This window comes from Streptomyces sp. SP18BB07, from assembly GCF_036322545.1.
Classification (GTDB): domain Bacteria; phylum Actinomycetota; class Actinomycetes; order Streptomycetales; family Streptomycetaceae; genus Streptomyces; species Streptomyces deccanensis.
Genome location: NZ_JAQYWT010000363.1, coordinates 1 through 17,808 on the forward strand (window position 1 = coordinate 1; position 17,808 = coordinate 17,808).

The window sequence follows — 17,808 nt, forward strand, 5'->3', positions numbered from 1 at the left end:
CACCCCACCCACCCAGGCCTCAGGACCCCAGCGGTTCCCTCGCACGGTCGGCCCGGCCCGGCAGCGGTTCCGGCACCCCCCGCACCACCGTGTCCCGCCACAGCTCCAACCCCCCGAGAAGCGTCGCCACGACGAGCAGGCCGTTGCGGACGAAGAGGAGCGTGATGCCCAGCCAGTCGCTGGCCACGACATGGCCGAACCAGATCGGGAACTCCAGGACGGTCACGAAGGACGCCACCAGCACCATGACGACCGGCAGCCCCATACGGCTCGCCCGGAAGCAGAGACAGACGGCGGCCAGCCCCACCAGCCACACCATGTACTGGGGGCTGATCACCCGACTCGTGGCCGTGAACATCAGCACCCCCACGAACGCCGCGTCCGCGAGGGTGTACGGCGCGAACCGCCGCGCCCGCACCCGCCACAGCAGCAGCCACGCGAAGGCCACCCCGCTGAGCACGAGCGCCGCGTCGCTGACGACGCCGACGTACGGGCCGAGGAACTCCACCGAGCCGTAGTTGAGCAGCACCAGCCCGTCCCAGCCGAACTGCCGGGCGACATGGAACACGAGCGCCCCCAGCGACTCCACCTCGGTGCCCCGGTCGCGCTGGAAGGTCAGGAAGGCGAAGGCGCCCGGCCTGGCCAGAGCGAAACCCACCGCCAGCACCAGGCCGGTGCCCGCCGCCCAGGCCCAGGCGGCGCGCCGGCGCGCGCCCAGGAGCAGCAGGGCCGGCCACACCTTCAGCAGGGCCGCGAAGGCCGTCAGCGCCCCCATGGCGCGCGGATGGCGGCTGCCCGCCAGGAGGGCCGCGACCGCCACGGCCGTCACCATCACGTCGTACCGGGCGTAGACGGTCGGACCGAGCAGCGGAAGTCCCACCACCCACACCCGGGCGCCGCGCCAGGTCCGGCCGGGACGCGTGCCCGCGTGGAGGAGCAGCGCGAGGACGACCAGGTCGGCGAGGAGGGCGAGGACGAAGAACGCCGACGCGTAGTCCAGGAAGGGCAGCAGCGCGGGGGAGAGGATCGCGAGGGCCGCGGCGGGCGGGTACTGCCAGGTGACGTCGTCCAGGGGATACGTTCCCGCGCGCAGCGTCCCGTACCAGCCGTGGTAGATCACCGAGACGTCGCCGGTGACGTCCGGTCCCGGGAACACGAACACCTTGAAGACGAACAGCAGCAGGAGCAGCCGGGTCGCGCCCCAGAGGGCGAGCAGCCCGGACGGGAGCCGTCGAGAGCCCGTCATGTCGGTCTGAGCCACGTGAATCCCTGTCCGTCCGCGCACTGGTCGTGTTGGTGAGGGACATGATCCCCCGTCGGGCTGTGAGGCCGCCGTGAAGCGTGGCCGGGCTCGTGGCGCCGTGCCCGGGGAAGCCGGTCGACCGCCCGGGACCGGGTGGATGTGCCTGGCGGCGGTGGCCCGGCACCCGTTCGGTAGGGTCGGCGGCGATGCACAAGACCCTGATCGTGACCAACGACTTCCCGCCCCGGCCCGGCGGCATCCAGGCGTTCCTGCACAACATGGCGCTGCGGCTGGACCCCGAGCGCCTCGTCGTCTACGCGTCGACGTGGAAGCGGAGCCGGGAGGGCGTGGAGGCGACCGCCGCCTTCGACGCCGAGCAGCCCTTCACCGTCGTCCGCGACCGGACGACCATGCTGCTGCCGACGCCCGCCGTCACCCGTCGCGCGGTCTCGCTGCTGCGCGAGCACGGCTGCACGTCGGTCTGGTTCGGCGCGGCGGCCCCCCTCGGCCTGATGGCCCCCGCGCTGCGCCGGGCGGGCGCGGAGCGGCTGGTGGCCACCACGCACGGCCACGAGGCGGGCTGGGCGCAGCTGCCGGCCGCCCGGCAGCTGCTGCGGCGGATCGGTGAGGGCACGGACACGATCACCTACCTGGGGGAGTACACCCGCTCCCGGATCGCCACGGCCCTCACCCCGGACGCGGCCGGGCGGATGGTCCAACTGCCGCCCGGCGTCGACGAGAAGACCTTCCACCCGGGCTCCGGCGGCGCCGAGGTCCGCGCCCGGCTGGGGCTCACCGACCGGCCGGTCGTCGTCTGTGTCTCCCGGCTCGTGCCGCGCAAGGGGCAGGACACGCTGATCCGGGCGATGCCCGGGATCCTCGCGGCGGAGCCCGAGGCGGTGCTCCTGATCGTCGGCGGCGGCCCGTACGAGAAGGAGCTGCGCCGGCTCGCCCACGAGAGCGGGGTCGCCGGGTCCGTCCGTTTCACCGGCGCCGTCCCCTGGTCCGAGCTGCCCGCCCACTACGGCGCCGGTGACGTCTTCGCCATGCCGTGCCGCACCCGCCGGGGAGGTCTGGACGTCGAGGGCCTCGGGATCGTCTACCTGGAGGCCTCCGCCACCGGCCTGCCCGTGGTCGCGGGCGACTCCGGCGGCGCCCCCGACGCCGTCCTCGACGGCGAGACCGGCTGGGTCGTCCGGGGCGGCTCCCCCACGGAGGCCGCGGAACGCATCGTCACCCTCCTCGGCGACCCGGAGCTACGGGAACGCATGGGACAGCGGGGCCGGGAGTGGGTGGAGGAGAAATGGCGCTGGGACCTGTTGGCAGAAACTTTGAAGACGTTGCTGTAGCCCCGTGAGGGGCGCGGGGACCTGCGCGACCAGCCACAAGACGACCGGAACTCGCCTTCCGGGAGCACCCGGCACCCCGGTAGGCGCCACCCGGCACGGTGGAGCCCCTAGCCGGAGCCGAATAATCCGCACATGCTGCGCACATGACAGCAAAACTGATGCAGCGTCAGCTGACGAGACGTCACATCCTTGGTATGGCCGCCCTTCAGACGGCGGCCGGCCTCGGCCTCACCCGCATCGGCCTCCAGTCCGCCCACGCGGCTGAGCCCGACGCCGTCGACAACGCCCCGGCGATCGTCATCGGCTCCGGCTACGGCGCCGCCGTAGCCGCCCTCCGCCTCGGCCAGGCCGGCATCCGCACCCTCGTCCTGGAGATGGGCAAGGCGTGGACCACCCCCGGCGCCGACGGCAAGATCTTCTGCTCGACCCGGGAGCCGGACGAGCGCTCCATGTGGTTCAAGACCCGGACCGAGGCCCCGCTCGCCACGTTCCTCTGGCTGGACGTCGTCAACAAGGACATCAGCGCCTACCCCGGCGTGCTGGACCGGGTCCGTTACGCCAACATGTCGGTCTTCCTCGGCCGGGGCGTCGGCGGCGGCTCCCTGGTCAACGGCAGCATGGCCGTCACCCCGCTCCGGTCGTACTTCGCCGAGCAGTTCCCGACCGTCGACACCGCCGAGATGTACGCCACGTACTTCCCGCGCGCCCGCGCCATGCTCGGCGTCAACACCATCGACCCCGCGTGGTTCGAGTCCACCGAGTGGTACCGCTTCAGCCGGATCTCCCGGGCCCACGCCGAGAAGACCGGCCTGCGGACCACCTTCGTGCCCAGCGTCTACGACTTCGACCACATGCGGCGCGAGGCCGCCGGCACGGCGACGAAGTCGGCCCTCGCCGGCGAGGTCATCTATGGCAACAACCACGGCAAGAAGAGCCTCGACAAGACGTACCTGGCCGCCGCCCTCGGCACCGGCAACGTCACCATCCACACCCTGGAACGGGCCAGGGGCATCCGCAGGCTGAGCGACGGCACGTACGTCGTCACCGTCGACCGCGTCGACGGCACGGGCACCGTCGTCGAGACCAAGGAGTACGGCTGCACCTACCTGTTCCTCGGCGCCGGCAGCGTCGGCACCACCGAACTCCTCGTCCGCGCGCGGGCGAAGGGCACCCTCGCCGCCCTGGACGCCAGTGTCGGCGCCGGCTGGGGCCCCAACGGCAATGTGATGCTCGGACGGGCCAACCACCTGTGGGACACGGTCGGGGAGAACCAGTCGACCATGCCGGTCATGGGCATCGACGACTGGGCCAACACCGCCAACCCGGTCTTCGCCGAGATCGCCCCCCTGCCCACCGGCCTCGAACACTGGGTCAGCCTCTACCTGGCGATCACCAAGAACACCGAGCGCGCCTCCTTCACCTACGACGCCGCCGGCGACTCGGCGAAGCTCGGCTGGAGCGCCGCCCAGAGCGCGGTCTCGTCCTCCATGGCCAAGAAGCTCTTCGACCGGATCAACTCCGCCAACTCCACGATGTACCGCTACGACCTGTTCGGCTCGTCCAACAGGGTGTTCGCCGACGACTTCACGTACCACCCGCTGGGCGGCTGTGTGCTGGGCAGGGCGACCGACGGCTACGGGCGGGTGAAGGGCTACTCGAAGCTGTACGTCACCGACGGCTCGCTGGTGCCCGGCTCGATCGGGGTGAACCCGTTCGTCACGATCACCGCGCTCGCGGAACGCACGATGGCGCGGGTCCTGGTGGAGGACACCGCGCCATGAGCCGACCGGCCCGTGCGGCCGGTATGGGTTGCTACTTCTGGTAGATCGCCTCGATCTCGTCCGCGTAGTCCTTCGCCACCACGTTGCGTTTGAGCTTCAGGGACGGCGTCAGGTGGCCCGACTCCTCCGTGAACTGGGAGGACAGAATGCGGAACTTCCGCACCGATTCCGCCTTCGACACCGCGGCGTTGCCGTCGTCGATCGCGGCCTGAACGGCCGCGTTCAGATCGGCGTCCGCGCTCAGCGACGCCGCGGTGGAACCCGTCGGCTTGCCGTGCTCGGCGGCCCAACGGCCCAGGAACTCCTCGTCGATGGTGACCAGCGCGCCGACGAACGGCCGCCCGTCACCCACCACCATGCACTCCGCGACCAGCGCGTGGGCGCGGATACGGTCCTCGATCACGGCCGGGGCGACGTTCTTGCCGCCCGCGGTGACGATGATCTCCTTCTTACGGCCGGTGATCCGGAGGTAGCCATCCTCGTCGAGGGTGCCGATGTCACCGGTGTGGAACCAGCCATCGGCCAGCGCCTCCTCGGTCGCGCCCGGGTTGTTCCAGTACTCCTTGAACAGGTGCTCGCCGTGCAGCAGCACCTCCCCGTCGTCCGCGATCCGGATGACGGACCCCGGCAGCGGCTGCCCGACCGTACCGATCTTCTGCCGGTCCCAGGGGTTGAACGCGGTCGCCGCGCAGGACTCGGTGAGGCCGTAGCCCTCCAGGACCGTGAACCCGATGCCCCGGAAGAAGTGGCCGAGGCGCTCGCCCAGCGGGGCGCCGCCCGAGATCGCGTACTCGCCCTTGCCGCCGAGCACCGCGCGCAGCTTGCTGTAGACGAGCTTGTCGAACACCTTGTGCTTGATCTTCAGACCGAGGGCCGGGCCCGACGGGGTGTCCAGCGCCTTGCTGTACGCGATCGCCGTGTCCGCGGCCTTGTCGAAGATCTTGCCCTTGCCGTCCGCCTGCGCCTTGGCCCGCGCCGAGTTGTAGACCTTCTCGAACACCCGCGGCACACCGAGGATCAGCGTCGGCCGGAAGGAGGCCAGCTCGTCGGTGAGGTTCTTGATGTCCGGAACGGTGCCCAGCTTGATCGGCGCCATCATCGGCGCGACCTGCACGAGCCGCCCGAAGACGTGCGCGAGCGGGAGGAAGAGCAGGACCGAGCACTCGCCCGTACGGAACAGGGGCCGCAGCCGCTCCACCACGTTCCCGCACTCGGCGAAGAAGCTGCGGTGGGTGAGCACGCACCCCTTCGGGCGGCCGGTGGTGCCCGAGGTGTAGACGATGGTCGCCGGGTCGTCGGCCTTGGCCAGCGAGCTGCGCTCGTCGACGGCCGCGTCGGTGACGTCCTGGCCGAGGCGGCCCAGCTCCTCCACCCCGCCGCCCTCGATCTGCCAGACGTGCTTGAGCGCCGGCAGCCGGTCGCGCACCGACTCGACGGCCGCCGTGTGCCCGTCCAGCTCCACGATCATGGCGGTCGCGCCCGAGTCGGCGAGGATCCACTGCACCTGCTCCGGCGAGCTGGTCTCGTACACCGGCACGGTGACCCCGCCGGCCGTCCAGATCGCGAAGTCCAGCAGGGTCCACTCGTACCGCGTACGCGACATCAGCCCGACCCGGTCACCGGGCTGGACCCCGGCGGCGATCAGCCCCTTCGCGGCGGTGCGCACCTCGGCGAGGAACTGGACGGCGTTCACGTCCTGCCAGGCGCCGCCCACCTTGCGGGCGATGACGGCGACATCGGGATGCTGCGCGGCGTTTCTGCGGACGATGTCGGTCAGATTGCCGTCCGTCGGGACCTCGTACAAAGCCGGAAGGCTGAACTCGCGCAAGACTGCTGCTCCTCATAGGGCGCCGGCGCCACGACTCTGTGTTGCTGCGACGGTGCGGTCCAAGGCTGGGGCGAGCGCTCAGGTCCCCTGTGGATCCTTGGGCCTTACTGGTTGAAAACCTGAGCACAACTGGACTGCCCGGACGTTACCCGTCGGTATGGCCTCTCCGCGAGGGGGGTCCGGCGAGATGTTCTCCGCGTCACACATGGGGGCTCTCCCCGGGAAGAATAATCCCCTCACTTGCTGACTGGCCAGTAACCGCACGTGCGACCGGCTCTGTTCACGTATGCCGCACACGCCTACGCTTGATCGTCATGGCACGCACACGGGACGGTAACGGCAGAACGCGCATTCACGTGGTCAGCGACGTGCACGGCAACGCGCGCGACCTGGCCAGAGCGGGTGAGGACGCCGACGCCCTGGTGTGCCTGGGCGACCTGGTCCTCTTCCTCGACTACGCCGACCACTCCCGCGGCATCTTCCCCGACCTCTTCGGCGCCGAGAACGCCAGCCGGCTCGTCGAACTGCGCACCGCCCGGCGGTTCGAGGAGGCCCGCGAACTCGGGGCCCGCCTCTGGGCGGGCGTGGGCGAGGACCGCTCCACCGTGATCGAGAAGGCCGTCCGCAAGCAGTACGCCGAGCTGTTCGCGGCCTTTCCCACACCGACGTACGCCACCTACGGCAATGTCGATATGCCGCGACTGTGGCCGGAGTACGCGGGACCGGGGACGACCGTCCTCGACGGCGAACGGGTGGAGATCGGCGGCCGGGTCTTCGGCTTCGTGGGCGGCGGACTCCGCACGCCCATGCGGACGCCCTACGAGATCAGCGACGAGGAGTACGCGGCCAAGATCGAGGCGGTGGGGGAGGTCGACGTGCTCTGCACGCACATCCCCCCGGAAGTGCCCGAACTGGTCTACGACACGGTGGCGCGCCGATTCGAGCGCGGGAGCCGGGCGTTGCTGGAGGCGATCCGGAAGACCCGGCCCCGGTACTCGCTGTTCGGCCATGTCCACCAGCCGTTGGCGCGGCGGATGCGGATCGGGGCCACGGAGTGTGTGAATGTGGGGCACTTCGCGGGGAGCGGGAAGCCGTGGGCGCTGGAGTGGTGAACGCCGGATGGGGTGGCGAGGCTTCGGCGGGCGCGCGGTAGCCTTCACGCTGCACATACGTGCGCACCCACCTCCCTCACCGGAACGTCTCTGGAGGAGCCACGGCGATGGCGGAATTCACCAGTTCGAGCATCACGATCGAGGCTGCGGCGGCCGACGTCATGGGAGTGATCGCCGACTTCGCCCGCTACCCGGACTGGACGGGAGAGGTGAAGGAGGCGGAAGTCCTCCGGACGGACGAGCAGGGGCGGGCCGAGCAGGTCCGGCTGGTCATGGACGCGGGCGCGATCAAGGACGACCAGACGCTGGGGTACACCTGGACCGGGGCGAACGAGGTCTCGTGGACGCTGGTCAAGTCCCAGATGCTCCGTTCCCTCGACGGGTCGTACATCCTCAAGCCGGTGAGCGACTCGGTGACGGAGGTGACCTACCAGCTGACCGTCGACGTCAAGATCCCCATGCTCGGGATGATCAAGCGCAAGGCGGAGAAGGTCATCATCGACCGGGCGTTGGCGGGGTTGAAGAAGCGGGTGGAGTCGGGGGCGTAGGTTTTTGCCCCCCGCCCACCCGCCCGGCTTGCCTTGGTGGTGGAGGGTGCCGTCGGGCGCGGCATGACTGGGTGGGCTGGGACGGGGCGCGGCTGCGGGTCGTTCGTGGCTGATCGCGCAGTTCCCCGCGCCCCTGGAAATCGGGCTTCGCCCTTTTCCCTCTTCCTCCGTTCCCGTTCCACCTGCGGGCAGTCGTGCCGCTGGGGCGGCACGGTGGGCGCAGGCGGCACCCTGTCAGCGCCGGTAAGCGCCTCCCACCCCCGGCCGAGCCCCGCGCCGGGTGCCGCCCGGCGCGGGGGCGCCCGCCGCTGGGTTACCGTTCACCCCCATGCGCACCATCCTGATCACCGGGCAAGGCGGCAGCGGCCGTACGACGGTCGCCGCGGCCACGGCGCTGGACGCGGCCCGCGCGGGCACGCGGACGCTGGTCCTCAGTGCCGACCGCACGGACGGGCTGGGCGCGGCCCTCGCCACGGCCACCGGCCCGGAACCCGTGCGGGTGGCGCCGAACCTCACCGCCTGGCGCCCCGACGCCGCGGCCGGCTTCCGCGAGGACCTCGTCGCGTTCCAGGAGCGGGCCGCCTCCGTCCTCGACCTGCTGGGCGCGGGACGGCTGGACGCCGAGGAACTCACGCCCCTGCCCGGCGCCGAGGAACTCGCCCTGCTGCGGGCGCTGCGCGACGCCGCGCTGTCGGAGGCGTACGACCTGCTCGTCGTCGATCTGCCCCCCGCGCCGCAGGCCCTCGCCCTGCTCGGCCTCCCGGAGGAACTGCGGCGCTACCTGCGCCGACTCCTCCCGCCGGAGCGGCAGGCGGCCCGCGCGCTGCGCCCGGTGCTCGGACGGCTCGCCGGGGTGCCGATGCCCGCCGAGTGGCTCTACGAGACGGCCGCCCGCTGGGACGTCGAACTGGCCGCCGTCGCCGCGATCGTCGAGGACCCGGGGACCAGCGTGCGCCTGGTCGCCGAGCCCGGCCCGGCCGGCGCCGACCACATCCGCCTCGCGAGCGTCGGACTCGCCCTGCGGGCCCTCCCCGTCGACCTGCTGATCGCCAACCGCGTCCTGCCCCAGGGCACCCACGACACCTGGCTCGCCGGCCTCGTCGCCCAGCAGCGCAAGGCCTTGGAGGAGTGGCAGGAACAGGGCGAGGCCCGCCCCGTACGGGGAGTGGGCCACCTGGGACGCGACCCCCGCGGCCTCGACGACCTCGCCGCTCTCGGCGTACCCGGTACGGGTGACGCTCCCGCACGCGTCGTCTGGCCCGTCACCGACAACCTCGCGGACGAGGGCGTGCTCGTGTGGCACATCCCGCTGCCCGGCGCGATACGGGACGAGCTGGATCTCATCCGGCGCGGCGACGAGTTGGTCGTCACGGCCGGCCAGTTCCGCCGTATCGTTCCGCTGCCGTCGGCACTGCGCCGGTGCACGGTGGACGGCGCGGCCCTGCGCGAGGGCTCCCTGAGGATCCGATTCGCGCCGGACCCGCAGTTGTGGCCCCGGACCCGGTGAACCGCATACGCCCGTTCGGGTAACGTCGAAGGTACGAACCGTAGGCAGGAGCCCGCCATGAGCGAAGAGCGCCCCCCGTCCGACGCCGCTCGCGAGGACGCGGCCGCGCGTAGGGACGCTGCCGCGCGCAGGGACGCGGCCGAGGAGGCGCGGACGGCCGAGCAGGGACGCGAGAGCGACCGTGCGCGCGCCACCGACGCCGACGCCTGGGCGACGGCGTGCGAGGAGGACCTGATCGCGGAGAAGGCCCGCCGCCGCGCCCGGTACGGGCCGCCCCCGGGCTCGGCCGCCGAGGAACTGCGCAAGCTGGTCGACACCGTCGCGGACAAGCTGTCCGGGCTCCAGTCGCCGCTGCTCGGCGCGGTCGCCGGCGGCGCGGCCCAGCAGATGGTCAACCAGGTCGTCCGCCAGGCCAAGGCCGCCGTCGAACCGGTCATCGAACGCAACCCGGACGTCTTCGACCATCTCGCCGCCGCCGGCGGTGAACTCCTCGCCGCCTACCGCTCCGCCGTCGAGGCGCAGGAGCGCCGCTGGACGAACCGGGACACCGGCCACCAGGCACGCCGTGACCAGGGGGACGATCCGGGCCCCGGGGAGCGCATCGACCTGGACTGACGGCGGCCCGTCCGCCGGGCGGACGCCGGGAGTCCCGGTGCAGGGCCTCGGGTACGGTTGGCCGTAGCGGGGCTCGACCGAAACTGAGGGATTCATGGGACTCACCATCGGCGTCGACATCGGCGGTACCAAGATCGCGGCCGGTGTGGTCGACGAGGAAGGCAACATCCTCTCGACGCACAAGGTGCCGACCCCGGGCACGCCCGAGGGGATCGTGGACGCCATCGCCGCCGCCGTCGAGGGCGCGCGAGCCGGACACGAGATCGTCGGTGTCGGCATCGGCGCGGCCGGCTATGTCAACCGTCAGCGGTCGACGGTCTACTTCGCCCCCAACATCGACTGGCGCAACGAGCCGCTCAAGGAGAAGGTCGAGGCCCGCGTGGGCCTGCCGGTCGTCGTGGAGAACGACGCCAACGCCGCCGCCTGGGGCGAGTACAAGTTCGGCGCGGGCAAGGGCCACCGCAACGTCATCTGCATCACCCTCGGCACCGGTCTCGGCGGCGGCATCATCATCGGCAACAAGCTGCGCCGCGGGCACTACGGCGTGGCCGCCGAGTTCGGCCACATCCGTATGGTCCCCGACGGCCTGCTCTGCGGCTGCGGCAGCCAGGGCTGCTGGGAGCAGTACGCCTCCGGCCGCGCCCTCGTCCGGTACGCCAAGCAGCGCGCCAACGCCACCCCGGAGAACGCGGAACTGCTGCTCGGCCTCGGCGACGGCACCCCCGACGGCATCGAGGGCAAGCACATCTCCATGGCCGCCCGCCAGGGCGACCCGGTCGCCGTCGACTCCTACCGCGAACTCGCCCGCTGGGCCGGAGCGGGCCTCGCCGACCTCGCCTCCCTCTTCGACCCCTCCGCCTTCATCGTCGGCGGCGGCCTGTCGGACGAGGGCGAACTGGTCCTCGACCCCATCCGCAAGTCCTACAAGCGCTGGCTCGTGGGTGGCAACTGGCGCCCGGTCGCCGACGTGATCGCCGCCCAGCTGGGTAACGAGGCGGGCCTGGTGGGCGCGGCGGACCTGGCGAGAGAACCCGACCCGATCATGTAGACACCGGCCGGCACCCCGCGCCCCGTTTTCAGGGGCGCGGGGAACTGCGCGAACAACCACGACGCACCTGCAGTCGCAAACGGACAAATGCCCCGAGCTCTTAGGCGTATCTTGATCCGCATGGCGACCACCCCGCTGCCCAACTCCCGTACGCACCCCGACGGTTCGGCAACCATCCGCGTCCTCAGCTACAACATCCGCTCCATGCGCGACGACACGGACGCCCTCGCCCGAGTGATCACCGCCTGCGCCCCCGACCTGGTCCTGATCCAGGAAGCCCCTCGCTTCTTCCGCTGGCGCAAGAAGCTCGCGCGGCTCGCCGCGGCCTCCGGCCTGGTCACCCTCTCCGGCGGCGCCACCGCCTCCGGCCCCGCGCTGCTGTGCGGCCTCCGGGCCACGGTCGAACACACCGAGGACGTCCTGCTGCCCCTCACCCCCGGCCTGCACCGGCGCGGCTTCGCCACGGCGGTGGTCCGCTTCGGGCGCGCCCGCCTCGGCGTCCTGTCCTGCCACCTCTCCCTCCACAAGGACGAGCGGTACGAGCAGGGCGGCATGCTCCTGGACCACCTCGCCGGCCTGGGCGTGCCGCACGCCGTCGCGGGCGGCGACCTCAACGAGCGCCCGCAGGGCCGCACGTTCCGCCGCCTCGCCGGCGAGCTCCAGGACTGCTGGAGCACCACCCCCTGGGGCGGCGAGTACACCTCCACCCCCACCGACCCCCACCAGCGCATCGACGCGATCCTGGCCACCGGCGGCATCGAGGTCCTCGGCTGCGGCGTCCCCCTCGACCACCCCGGCATCACCGGCGACGACCTGAGGGCGGCCACGGACCACCTGCCGGTCCTGGCCGCCCTCAGGGTCCCCGCCGACGCCTAGGGGGTGTTTCGTACGCCGCTACCCGGCGGCCGACGGGTACTCCTTGGCCCGGTCGACGATCGCCCAACTGTCCAGGTAGGAGAGTTGGGTGTACACCTTCATGTTCTTGCCGTCGCCCGAGGAACGCTCGTCACGGAAGCCGAGGAAGGCGTACGTCACCGGGTCGAAGATGAAGTAGCCGCCGTAGTCGAAGCTTCCCCCGGGGAGGTCCGGGGCCTTGTAGGTGATGGCCACGCCGACCCGTCCCTTGGCGTCCTTCTGGTTCGGCACCGCCTTGACCCCCGGGACCATCCCGAGCGCCTCGTAGGCCGCCGGCCGCAGCCCCTCGGGCATCACCGGGACCAGCTTGAGCAGCCCGGCGAGGCTGAAGTGGATGTGCATCCACTCCTCGTCGGTGATGTCGTCGAGGGAGGCGTTCTTCCCCTGGCGTCCGAAGGACTCCCTCTGGACCGCAAGGATCAGCTGCTCCGGGTCGGTCGGCAGCTTCCGCAGCCTGCTCCAGTCCTGCGGCGGCCACACGCTCTCGTTCGCGGCCAGCGGTGTGGCCCACCACCCCTTGCCCAGCTCCATGACCCACGAACGCTTGGAGCCGTCCACCGAGCGCCAGTTCTCGGCGACGTGGGTCTTCGTTCTCCCGGTCTTCTGGTCGGTCTCCTTGATGATCTCCTTGGTGTACATGAACTGGTCGTCCCGCGGGCTGACCTGCTTCTCGTGCTGTCGCGCGTACGCGGCCGCCCCGTTGAGCACCGTCCGCGCGCTCACGTTCCGCATCGGCGGCAGGCTGGTCACCGGCGGCTTCGCGGTCCCGCCCCGGCCGTCGTCGCCGTCCTGCTGCACGGCGACCAGGACACCGGCGGTGACGGCCGCGGCGACCAGCCCGCTCAGCGCGATCCGCGGGACCGGACGGCGGTGTACCGGCGGGGCGAGCCGGAAGGCCGGCTTCCGTGTCCGGTCCGCGTCCGGCGCGGTGATCGTGGCCAGCAGCCGGGCCCGCCCCCGCCGCCGGGTCTCCTCGTCCAACGGGGGCACCCCCGCGTCGTAGTCGGCGAGGCCCCGCAGCTCCCCCAGGGTCCTCGGGTCGTCGATGTCACGCATGGGCGTCTGCCTCTCGGAAAGCGGTCGGATCGGATCCGCCCAGTGCCTCGCGCAGTCTGCCGCGAGCCCGGTTCAGCCGGGATCTGATCGTGCCGACGGGCACGCCGAGGGCCTGGGCCGCCTCCTCGTAGTCGAGGCCGGCCCAGGCCACCAGCAGCACCACGTCGCGGTGCCGGGCGGACAGCCCGGCCAGCGCAGCCGCCAGCTCCCGGCGCACCCCCGTGGCACCGGCCCTGGCGACCGCCCGGTCCGCGACCGGCTCCTCGTGCTCCACCGGCTCCGGCAGCCGGGCCAGCGCCCGGAAGCGGCGCGCCTCGGCCCGCCGGTGCCTGCCGAGCAGGTTGGTGGCGACACCGAACAGCCAGGGGCGGGCGTCGAGCCGCTCCAGGTCGTAGGTGTGCCGCCGCTGGAAGGCGATGGCGAAGGTCTCCGCCATCAGGTCCTCCGCCGCCTCGGGACCGAGCCGCCGGGCCGCGTAACGGTGGACGGCGTCGGCATGGCGGTCGTAGAGGACGGCGAACAGCTCGGGTTCGTCCCGGGACCGCTCGATCACACGGGCGTCACTCTCCTCGCGCTCTCGCTCGCGGGTGCCGAGTCCCGGTGGTCCGACGGGCATCGGGGCTCCTCTCGTTCGTCCGAACGCCTCGAAGACTTGGGCTCGTTCGGGTCGTGCACCCGTACTTCGCCGTTCACCGGAATCGAGTTCCATTCCGCCGCTGGGACCGCTGGGACCGCTGGGACCGCTGGGACCGCTGGGACCGCTGGGACCGCTGGGACCGCCGGGGACCGCCGGGGACCGTGTCGTGGCGCCGGGCGACGGCGAGGGCCCGCCCGGAACGATCCCGGGCGGGCCCTCGTACACGACGCGACGTCGGTGGCGGTGAGGTCAGACGACCGCGCCCCGGCCCGGATCGTCGTCGTCCTCGTCGTCGCTCTTCATCCGCATCACCAGCGTGGCGAAGCCGCCGAGGAAGCCGCCGATGCCCAGGGTGGTGAGCCACCAGGTCATCTCCCAGCCCAGCAGCACGGCGAGCAGCAGCAGGACCGGACCGCCGGCCACGCCCAGCCAGGCGAACTTGGCGGTCGCGTCGGCCTCGGGCAGCGGGGGCGGCTCGGGCGGCACGAAGTGACCCTCGCCGTCCTCGTCGTCCTCGCCGTCGGCCTCGTCTCCCGTGTCCTCGCCGACCGGGTCCGGCACGCTGTAGTCGCGCGGGCCCGCTCCTACACCGGGTGCGAACGCGACCGAACTGCCGAGCGGCCTGGGGGCCGCGGGGCCGGCGGCGCCGTCCGGGGCCTTGTCGGCGGACTCCTCCGGCTCGGGCTCCAGGAGGGCCAGGTCCTCCACCGACTTGAACGGCTTGGCACCCGGTGGGTCCGGGGGCTCCGCACCGAACCCGGCGACGATGGCCCGCCAGGCGGCGTCCTCGTCGAACGGCACGTGCTGCTCCTCGCCCGCGTGCTGCTCCTCGTCCGGCGACTCGCCGGACGAGGCACCCCCGGCGCCCTTGGCGGGGCCGCCCGCGGAGCTACCCGAGGAGTCACCCCGTGAGTCACCGGGTGAGGCGCCGAGAGGCGCTCCCTGCTCCTCCGGCTCACGCTCGGAGTCGTGCTCAGCCACCAGTGGCCGTCCCTTCCCTCTGCTCCAAGGATCCCGGACCGTTCCGCTCCGCGGACCCCGAATCAGACTGCTGTACGGATTCCGCGTCGGACTTCTTCACCAGCCGGGTGACGAACGCGTGGCTCTCCTCGAAGATGCGGTCCGCGTCGTGGTCCAACGTCGCGACGTGGTGGCTCTGTTCCAGCAGGATCTCCGTGACGTCCGTCGACGACACCCGGCCGAGGACGCGCTCGGAGTCGACGGGCGGCACCACATGGTCCCGTGGGCTGTGCAACAGCAGCAACGGCTGGGTGACCTGGGGCAGTTCCCCGTCGACGAGGCGCAGGAAATTACGCAGGGAGTGCGCCGCGTGCAGCGGCACATGGCTGTACCCCAGCTCCTCGACGCCCTCCTTGGCGATGTCGCTGGTGATCCCCTTCGTGGTGGGGACGAAGTGCCGGAGCAGGGGGAGGGCGTGCGCGGCCGGGCCGTGCACCTTGTTCGCCGGGTTGACGACCATCACGCCGGCGACCGCGTCCCCGTGCTTCGCGGCCAGCCGCAGCGCCAGGGCGCCGCCCATGGACAGCCCCGCGACGAAGACCCGCGTACAGCGCTCACGCAGGGTCCGCAGCTCGCGGTCCACCTCCGCGTACCAGTCCTGCCAGCCCGTGGGGCGGAGGTCCTCCCAGCGGGTGCCGTGGCCCGGCAGCAGGGGCAGCGCGACGGTCAGCCCGCGCTCGGCGAGATACTCCGCCCAGGGACGCATGGACTGCGGTGACCCGGTGAAACCGTGGCAGAGGAGGACTCCGACCTCCCCGCCCTCGTGGTGGTACGGCTCGGCTCCAGGAAGGACCGGCACGGTTCGGTCTCCTGTTCATGAGAAGGGTGTGAAAGTCCGGATGTGGTTCACCGTACGCGACCGCACTGACACCGACCAGGGGCTTCGGTCGACACCGGCCGGACCTGTCGGACTCTTCGTCGGGCGTCCGGGTTAAGGTCTCATCCACGGATCACAGAGAGGCACTCGGTTGTTGTACGGCGCGATGAAGGTCGCTATCGGGGGACCGCTCAAGGTCACCTTCAGGCCCTGGGTGGAGGGCCTGGAGAACATTCCGGCCGAGGGCGCCGCGATCCTCGCGAGCAACCACCTCTCCTTCTCGGACTCGTTCTTCCTCCCCGCGGTCCTGGACCGCAAGGTCACGTTCATCGCGAAGGCCGAGTACTTCACCACCCCCGGCATCAAGGGCAAGCTGACGGCCGCCTTCTTCAAGGGCGTCGGCCAGCTCCCGGTGGACCGGTCCGGCGCGCGCGGCGCGGGTGAGGCCGCGATCAGGAGCGGCATACAGGTCATCGAGAGCGGCGAACTGTTCGGCATCTACCCCGAGGGCACCCGCTCGCCCGACGGCCGCCTCTACCGGGGCAAGCCCGGCGGCCTGGCCCGCGTGGCCCTCGCCACCGGTGCGCCCGTCATCCCCGTCGCCATGATCGACACGGAGAAGATCCAGCCCCCGGGCAAGGTCCTGCCGAAGGTGATGCGCCCCGGCATCCGCATCGGCAAGCCCCTCGACTTCAGCCGCTACCAGGGCATGGAGCACGACCGCTTCGTCCTGCGGGCGCTGACCGACGAGGTCATGTACGAGATCATGAAGCTCTCCGGCCAGGAGTACGTCGACATCTACGCGACCGCCGCCAAGCGGCAGATCGCGGACGCCGCCAAGGCCGAGAAGGAGGCCGACAAGGCCGCCAGGGCCGCCCTCGCCAAGGCCGAGAAGGAACAGGCCGCCAAGGAGCTCAGGGAACAGGCCGAGAAGGCCCGCGCGGGCAAGGGCGACGCGGACGAGGACCGCCCGGCTTCGTGACCGCCGGGTTCCCGGGTACGGTCGCCTTCCGGACGCGTGCGCCGGGGGTGCCCGGTGGCGGGTCAGCAGGGGGTGGGGGACGTGCCGAAGCTTGAGCGGGTCATGGCGATGTCGGTGGAGCAGCCGCTGTGGCGCGCGCTCACCGGCTACCGCGTCCTGACGATGATCTACGCCGTCGGGCTGTTCATCAGCGCGTACGACAAGTTCGAGCGGCCTTGGCTCGCGATCGCCTACTTCGTGGTGCTGGCCGGCTGGACGCTGGTGACCCTGCCCAAGGTCGCGGGCGCCGCCAGCTGCACCAAGCGGTTCCTCGCGGCCGACCTCACCATCGCGATCGTCGGCATCCTGCTCACCCGGCTCGCCGACTCGACCGCGCGGATCGAGGCCGGCGGCCCCACGCTGCCGTCGATATGGACCGCCGGCGCCGTCCTGGCCTTCGCCATCAAGGGTGGCTGGCGCTGGGCCGCCTTCGCCTCCACGCTCGTCGCCGTCGCCAACCTGATCCACCGGGGCGCCCCCACCCGCGACACCATCCACAACGTCCTGCTGGTCTGGGTCGCCTCCATCGCCATCGGCTACGTCGTCGAGGTCGCCCGCGCCTCCGAGCGCACCCTCGCCCGCGCCCTGGAGATCGAGGCCGCCACCCGCGAACGGGAACGCCTCGCCCGGGACATCCACGACAGCGTGCTGCAGGTCCTCGCCATGGTCCAGCGGCGCGGCACCGCTCTCGGCGGCGAGGCCGCCGAACTGGGCCGGATGGCGGGCGAGCAGGAGGTCGCGCTGCGCACCCTGGTCTCCGGCGGCCTGGTCCCCGTCTCCCGGATCTCGGAGGACGCCGCCCAGGGTGCCCTCGTCCGCGTGGTGGACGAACCGGACGCGTCCGACGACGGCGCCGGGGACCCCGTGGACCTGCGGGCGCTGCTCGCCCCGTACGCCGGCGCGATGGTCACCTTCTCCGAGCCGGGCGGCCCGGTGACGCTCGCCCCGGGGCGGGCGCGGGAGCTGGCGGCGGCGGTCGGTGCCGCCCTGGACAATGTGCGCGAGCACGCGGGCGACGGGGCCCGCGCCTGGATCCTGGTCGAGGACTGGCCGGACGAGATCATCGTGACGGTACGGGACGACGGGCCCGGCATCCCCGAGGGACGGCTCGCGCAGGCAGAGGGTGAGGGCCGACTCGGGGTGGCCCTCTCAATCCGGGGGCGGCTGCGCGACATCGGCGGCACGGCCGAGCTGATCTCGGTGCCCGGCCAGGGCACGGAAGTCGAACTGAAGGTGCCCAAGGCCGCAGAGGGGCCGAAGGGCGTACGGGGGAAGGCGGAGAAGCGGTGACGAACAGCGTGGAGAGCGTGG

The 17,808-nt window shown here is 72.0% G+C and carries 16 protein-coding genes; 10 read left to right on the forward strand and 6 right to left on the reverse strand.

Annotation, left to right across the window (positions count from 1 at the left end; genetic code table 11):
• Positions 1 to 19: 19 nt before the first annotated feature.
• Positions 20 to 1,246: a glycosyltransferase 87 family protein gene (locus PUR53_RS41210; protein ID WP_329912168.1), complete on the reverse strand. Its 1,227-nt coding sequence runs from the start codon at positions 1,244 to 1,246 to the stop codon at positions 20 to 22.
• Positions 1,247 to 1,449: 203 nt separating this feature from the next.
• Between PUR53_RS41210 and PUR53_RS41215 the strand changes: the two genes are divergently transcribed.
• Together PUR53_RS41215 and PUR53_RS41220 are read left to right on the forward strand one after the other, a co-directional pair.
• Positions 1,450 to 2,592, forward strand: a complete 1,143-nt coding sequence (locus PUR53_RS41215) for a glycosyltransferase family 4 protein (RefSeq protein WP_329912015.1) — start codon at positions 1,450 to 1,452, stop codon at positions 2,590 to 2,592.
• Positions 2,593 to 2,786: 194 nt separating this feature from the next.
• A complete protein-coding gene (locus tag PUR53_RS41220) occupies positions 2,787 to 4,373 on the forward strand; it encodes a GMC oxidoreductase (RefSeq protein WP_329912016.1) in 1,587 nt (528 codons plus the stop codon).
• Positions 4,374 to 4,404: 31 nt separating this feature from the next.
• Here PUR53_RS41220 and PUR53_RS41225 read toward each other — a convergent pair whose 3' ends face one another.
• The gene (locus PUR53_RS41225) at positions 4,405 to 6,201 is read right to left on the reverse strand and encodes an AMP-dependent synthetase/ligase (protein ID WP_329912017.1); all 1,797 of its coding nucleotides are present in this window, start codon (positions 6,199 to 6,201) and stop codon (positions 4,405 to 4,407) included.
• A gap of 356 nt (positions 6,202 to 6,557) precedes the next feature.
• On the opposite strand from PUR53_RS41225, the gene PUR53_RS41230 reads away from it, so the two are divergent.
• The 6 genes from PUR53_RS41230 (at position 6,558) to PUR53_RS41255 (ending at position 11,907) form a co-directional block, all read left to right on the forward strand.
• Positions 6,558 to 7,313 carry a metallophosphoesterase family protein gene (locus PUR53_RS41230; protein ID WP_329901287.1) on the forward strand — a complete coding sequence of 252 codons (756 nt, stop codon included), beginning with the start codon at positions 6,558 to 6,560 and terminating at the stop codon, positions 7,311 to 7,313.
• A gap of 107 nt (positions 7,314 to 7,420) precedes the next feature.
• Entirely contained in the window at positions 7,421 to 7,861 is a 441-nt protein-coding gene (locus PUR53_RS41235; protein WP_329901271.1) for an SRPBCC family protein, read from the forward strand.
• A gap of 328 nt (positions 7,862 to 8,189) precedes the next feature.
• Positions 8,190 to 9,368 (forward strand): ArsA family ATPase, encoded by a 1,179-nt coding sequence (locus PUR53_RS41240; RefSeq protein ID WP_329912018.1) that lies wholly within the window; start codon positions 8,190 to 8,192, stop codon positions 9,366 to 9,368.
• Between the two features lie 57 nt (positions 9,369 to 9,425).
• Positions 9,426 to 9,983, forward strand: coding sequence for a DUF5304 domain-containing protein (locus PUR53_RS41245; RefSeq protein ID WP_329912019.1), 558 nt, complete (start codon positions 9,426 to 9,428; stop codon positions 9,981 to 9,983).
• Between the two features lie 94 nt (positions 9,984 to 10,077).
• A complete protein-coding gene (locus PUR53_RS41250; protein ID WP_329901274.1) occupies positions 10,078 to 11,031 on the forward strand; it encodes an ROK family glucokinase in 954 nt (317 codons plus the stop codon).
• A gap of 120 nt (positions 11,032 to 11,151) precedes the next feature.
• Positions 11,152 to 11,907: an endonuclease/exonuclease/phosphatase family protein gene (locus tag PUR53_RS41255; RefSeq protein WP_329901275.1), complete on the forward strand. Its 756-nt coding sequence runs from the start codon at positions 11,152 to 11,154 to the stop codon at positions 11,905 to 11,907.
• 18 nt (positions 11,908 to 11,925) lie between these two features.
• Here PUR53_RS41255 and PUR53_RS41260 read toward each other — a convergent pair whose 3' ends face one another.
• The 4 genes from PUR53_RS41260 to PUR53_RS41275 form a co-directional block, all read right to left on the reverse strand.
• Positions 11,926 to 13,002: a CU044_5270 family protein gene (locus tag PUR53_RS41260; protein WP_329912020.1), complete on the reverse strand. Its 1,077-nt coding sequence runs from the start codon at positions 13,000 to 13,002 to the stop codon at positions 11,926 to 11,928.
• Complete coding sequence (locus PUR53_RS41265; protein ID WP_086784408.1) at positions 12,995 to 13,618, reverse strand: RNA polymerase sigma factor; 624 nt, start codon at positions 13,616 to 13,618, stop codon at positions 12,995 to 12,997. The genes PUR53_RS41260 and PUR53_RS41265 overlap by 8 nt, the downstream gene beginning before the upstream one ends.
• A gap of 270 nt (positions 13,619 to 13,888) precedes the next feature.
• Positions 13,889 to 14,620, reverse strand: a complete 732-nt coding sequence (locus PUR53_RS41270; RefSeq protein ID WP_443078198.1) for a hypothetical protein — start codon at positions 14,618 to 14,620, stop codon at positions 13,889 to 13,891.
• The gene (locus PUR53_RS41275) at positions 14,613 to 15,458 is read right to left on the reverse strand and encodes an alpha/beta hydrolase (protein ID WP_329912021.1); all 846 of its coding nucleotides are present in this window, start codon (positions 15,456 to 15,458) and stop codon (positions 14,613 to 14,615) included. The genes PUR53_RS41270 and PUR53_RS41275 overlap by 8 nt, the downstream gene beginning before the upstream one ends.
• 184 nt (positions 15,459 to 15,642) lie before the next feature.
• On the opposite strand from PUR53_RS41275, the gene PUR53_RS41280 reads away from it, so the two are divergent.
• Together PUR53_RS41280 and macS are read left to right on the forward strand one after the other, a co-directional pair.
• Positions 15,643 to 16,458, forward strand: coding sequence for a lysophospholipid acyltransferase family protein (locus PUR53_RS41280; RefSeq protein ID WP_329898957.1), 816 nt, complete (start codon positions 15,643 to 15,645; stop codon positions 16,456 to 16,458).
• Positions 16,459 to 16,539: 81 nt separating this feature from the next.
• On the forward strand, positions 16,540 to 17,787 hold the full coding sequence (macS, locus tag PUR53_RS41285) for a MacS family sensor histidine kinase (RefSeq protein ID WP_329898958.1): 1,248 nt from the start codon (positions 16,540 to 16,542) through the stop codon (positions 17,785 to 17,787).
• Positions 17,788 to 17,808: the final 21 nt, after the last annotated feature.

Excerpts from the sequence above, each read along its gene's own strand:
- PUR53_RS41220 (WP_329912016.1), top strand. The coding sequence starts at position 2,787 with ATGGCCGCCCTTCAGACGGCGGCCGGCCTCGGCCTCACCCGCATCGGC.
- PUR53_RS41215 (WP_329912015.1), top strand. The coding sequence starts at position 1,450 with ATGCACAAGACCCTGATCGTGACCAACGACTTCCCGCCCCGGCCCGGC.
- PUR53_RS41280 (WP_329898957.1), top strand. The coding sequence starts at position 15,643 with ATGAAGGTCGCTATCGGGGGACCGCTCAAGGTCACCTTCAGGCCCTGG.
- PUR53_RS41260 (WP_329912020.1), bottom strand. The coding sequence starts at position 13,002 with ATGCGTGACATCGACGACCCGAGGACCCTGGGGGAGCTGCGGGGCCTC.
- PUR53_RS41265 (WP_086784408.1), bottom strand. The coding sequence starts at position 13,618 with ATGCCCGTCGGACCACCGGGACTCGGCACCCGCGAGCGAGAGCGCGAG.
- PUR53_RS41240 (WP_329912018.1), top strand. The coding sequence starts at position 8,190 with ATGCGCACCATCCTGATCACCGGGCAAGGCGGCAGCGGCCGTACGACG.
- PUR53_RS41250 (WP_329901274.1), top strand. The coding sequence starts at position 10,078 with ATGGGACTCACCATCGGCGTCGACATCGGCGGTACCAAGATCGCGGCC.
- PUR53_RS41245 (WP_329912019.1), top strand. The coding sequence starts at position 9,426 with ATGAGCGAAGAGCGCCCCCCGTCCGACGCCGCTCGCGAGGACGCGGCC.
- PUR53_RS41255 (WP_329901275.1), top strand. The coding sequence starts at position 11,152 with ATGGCGACCACCCCGCTGCCCAACTCCCGTACGCACCCCGACGGTTCG.
- PUR53_RS41235 (WP_329901271.1), top strand. The coding sequence starts at position 7,421 with ATGGCGGAATTCACCAGTTCGAGCATCACGATCGAGGCTGCGGCGGCC.
- PUR53_RS41210 (WP_329912168.1), bottom strand. The coding sequence starts at position 1,246 with ATGACGGGCTCTCGACGGCTCCCGTCCGGGCTGCTCGCCCTCTGGGGC.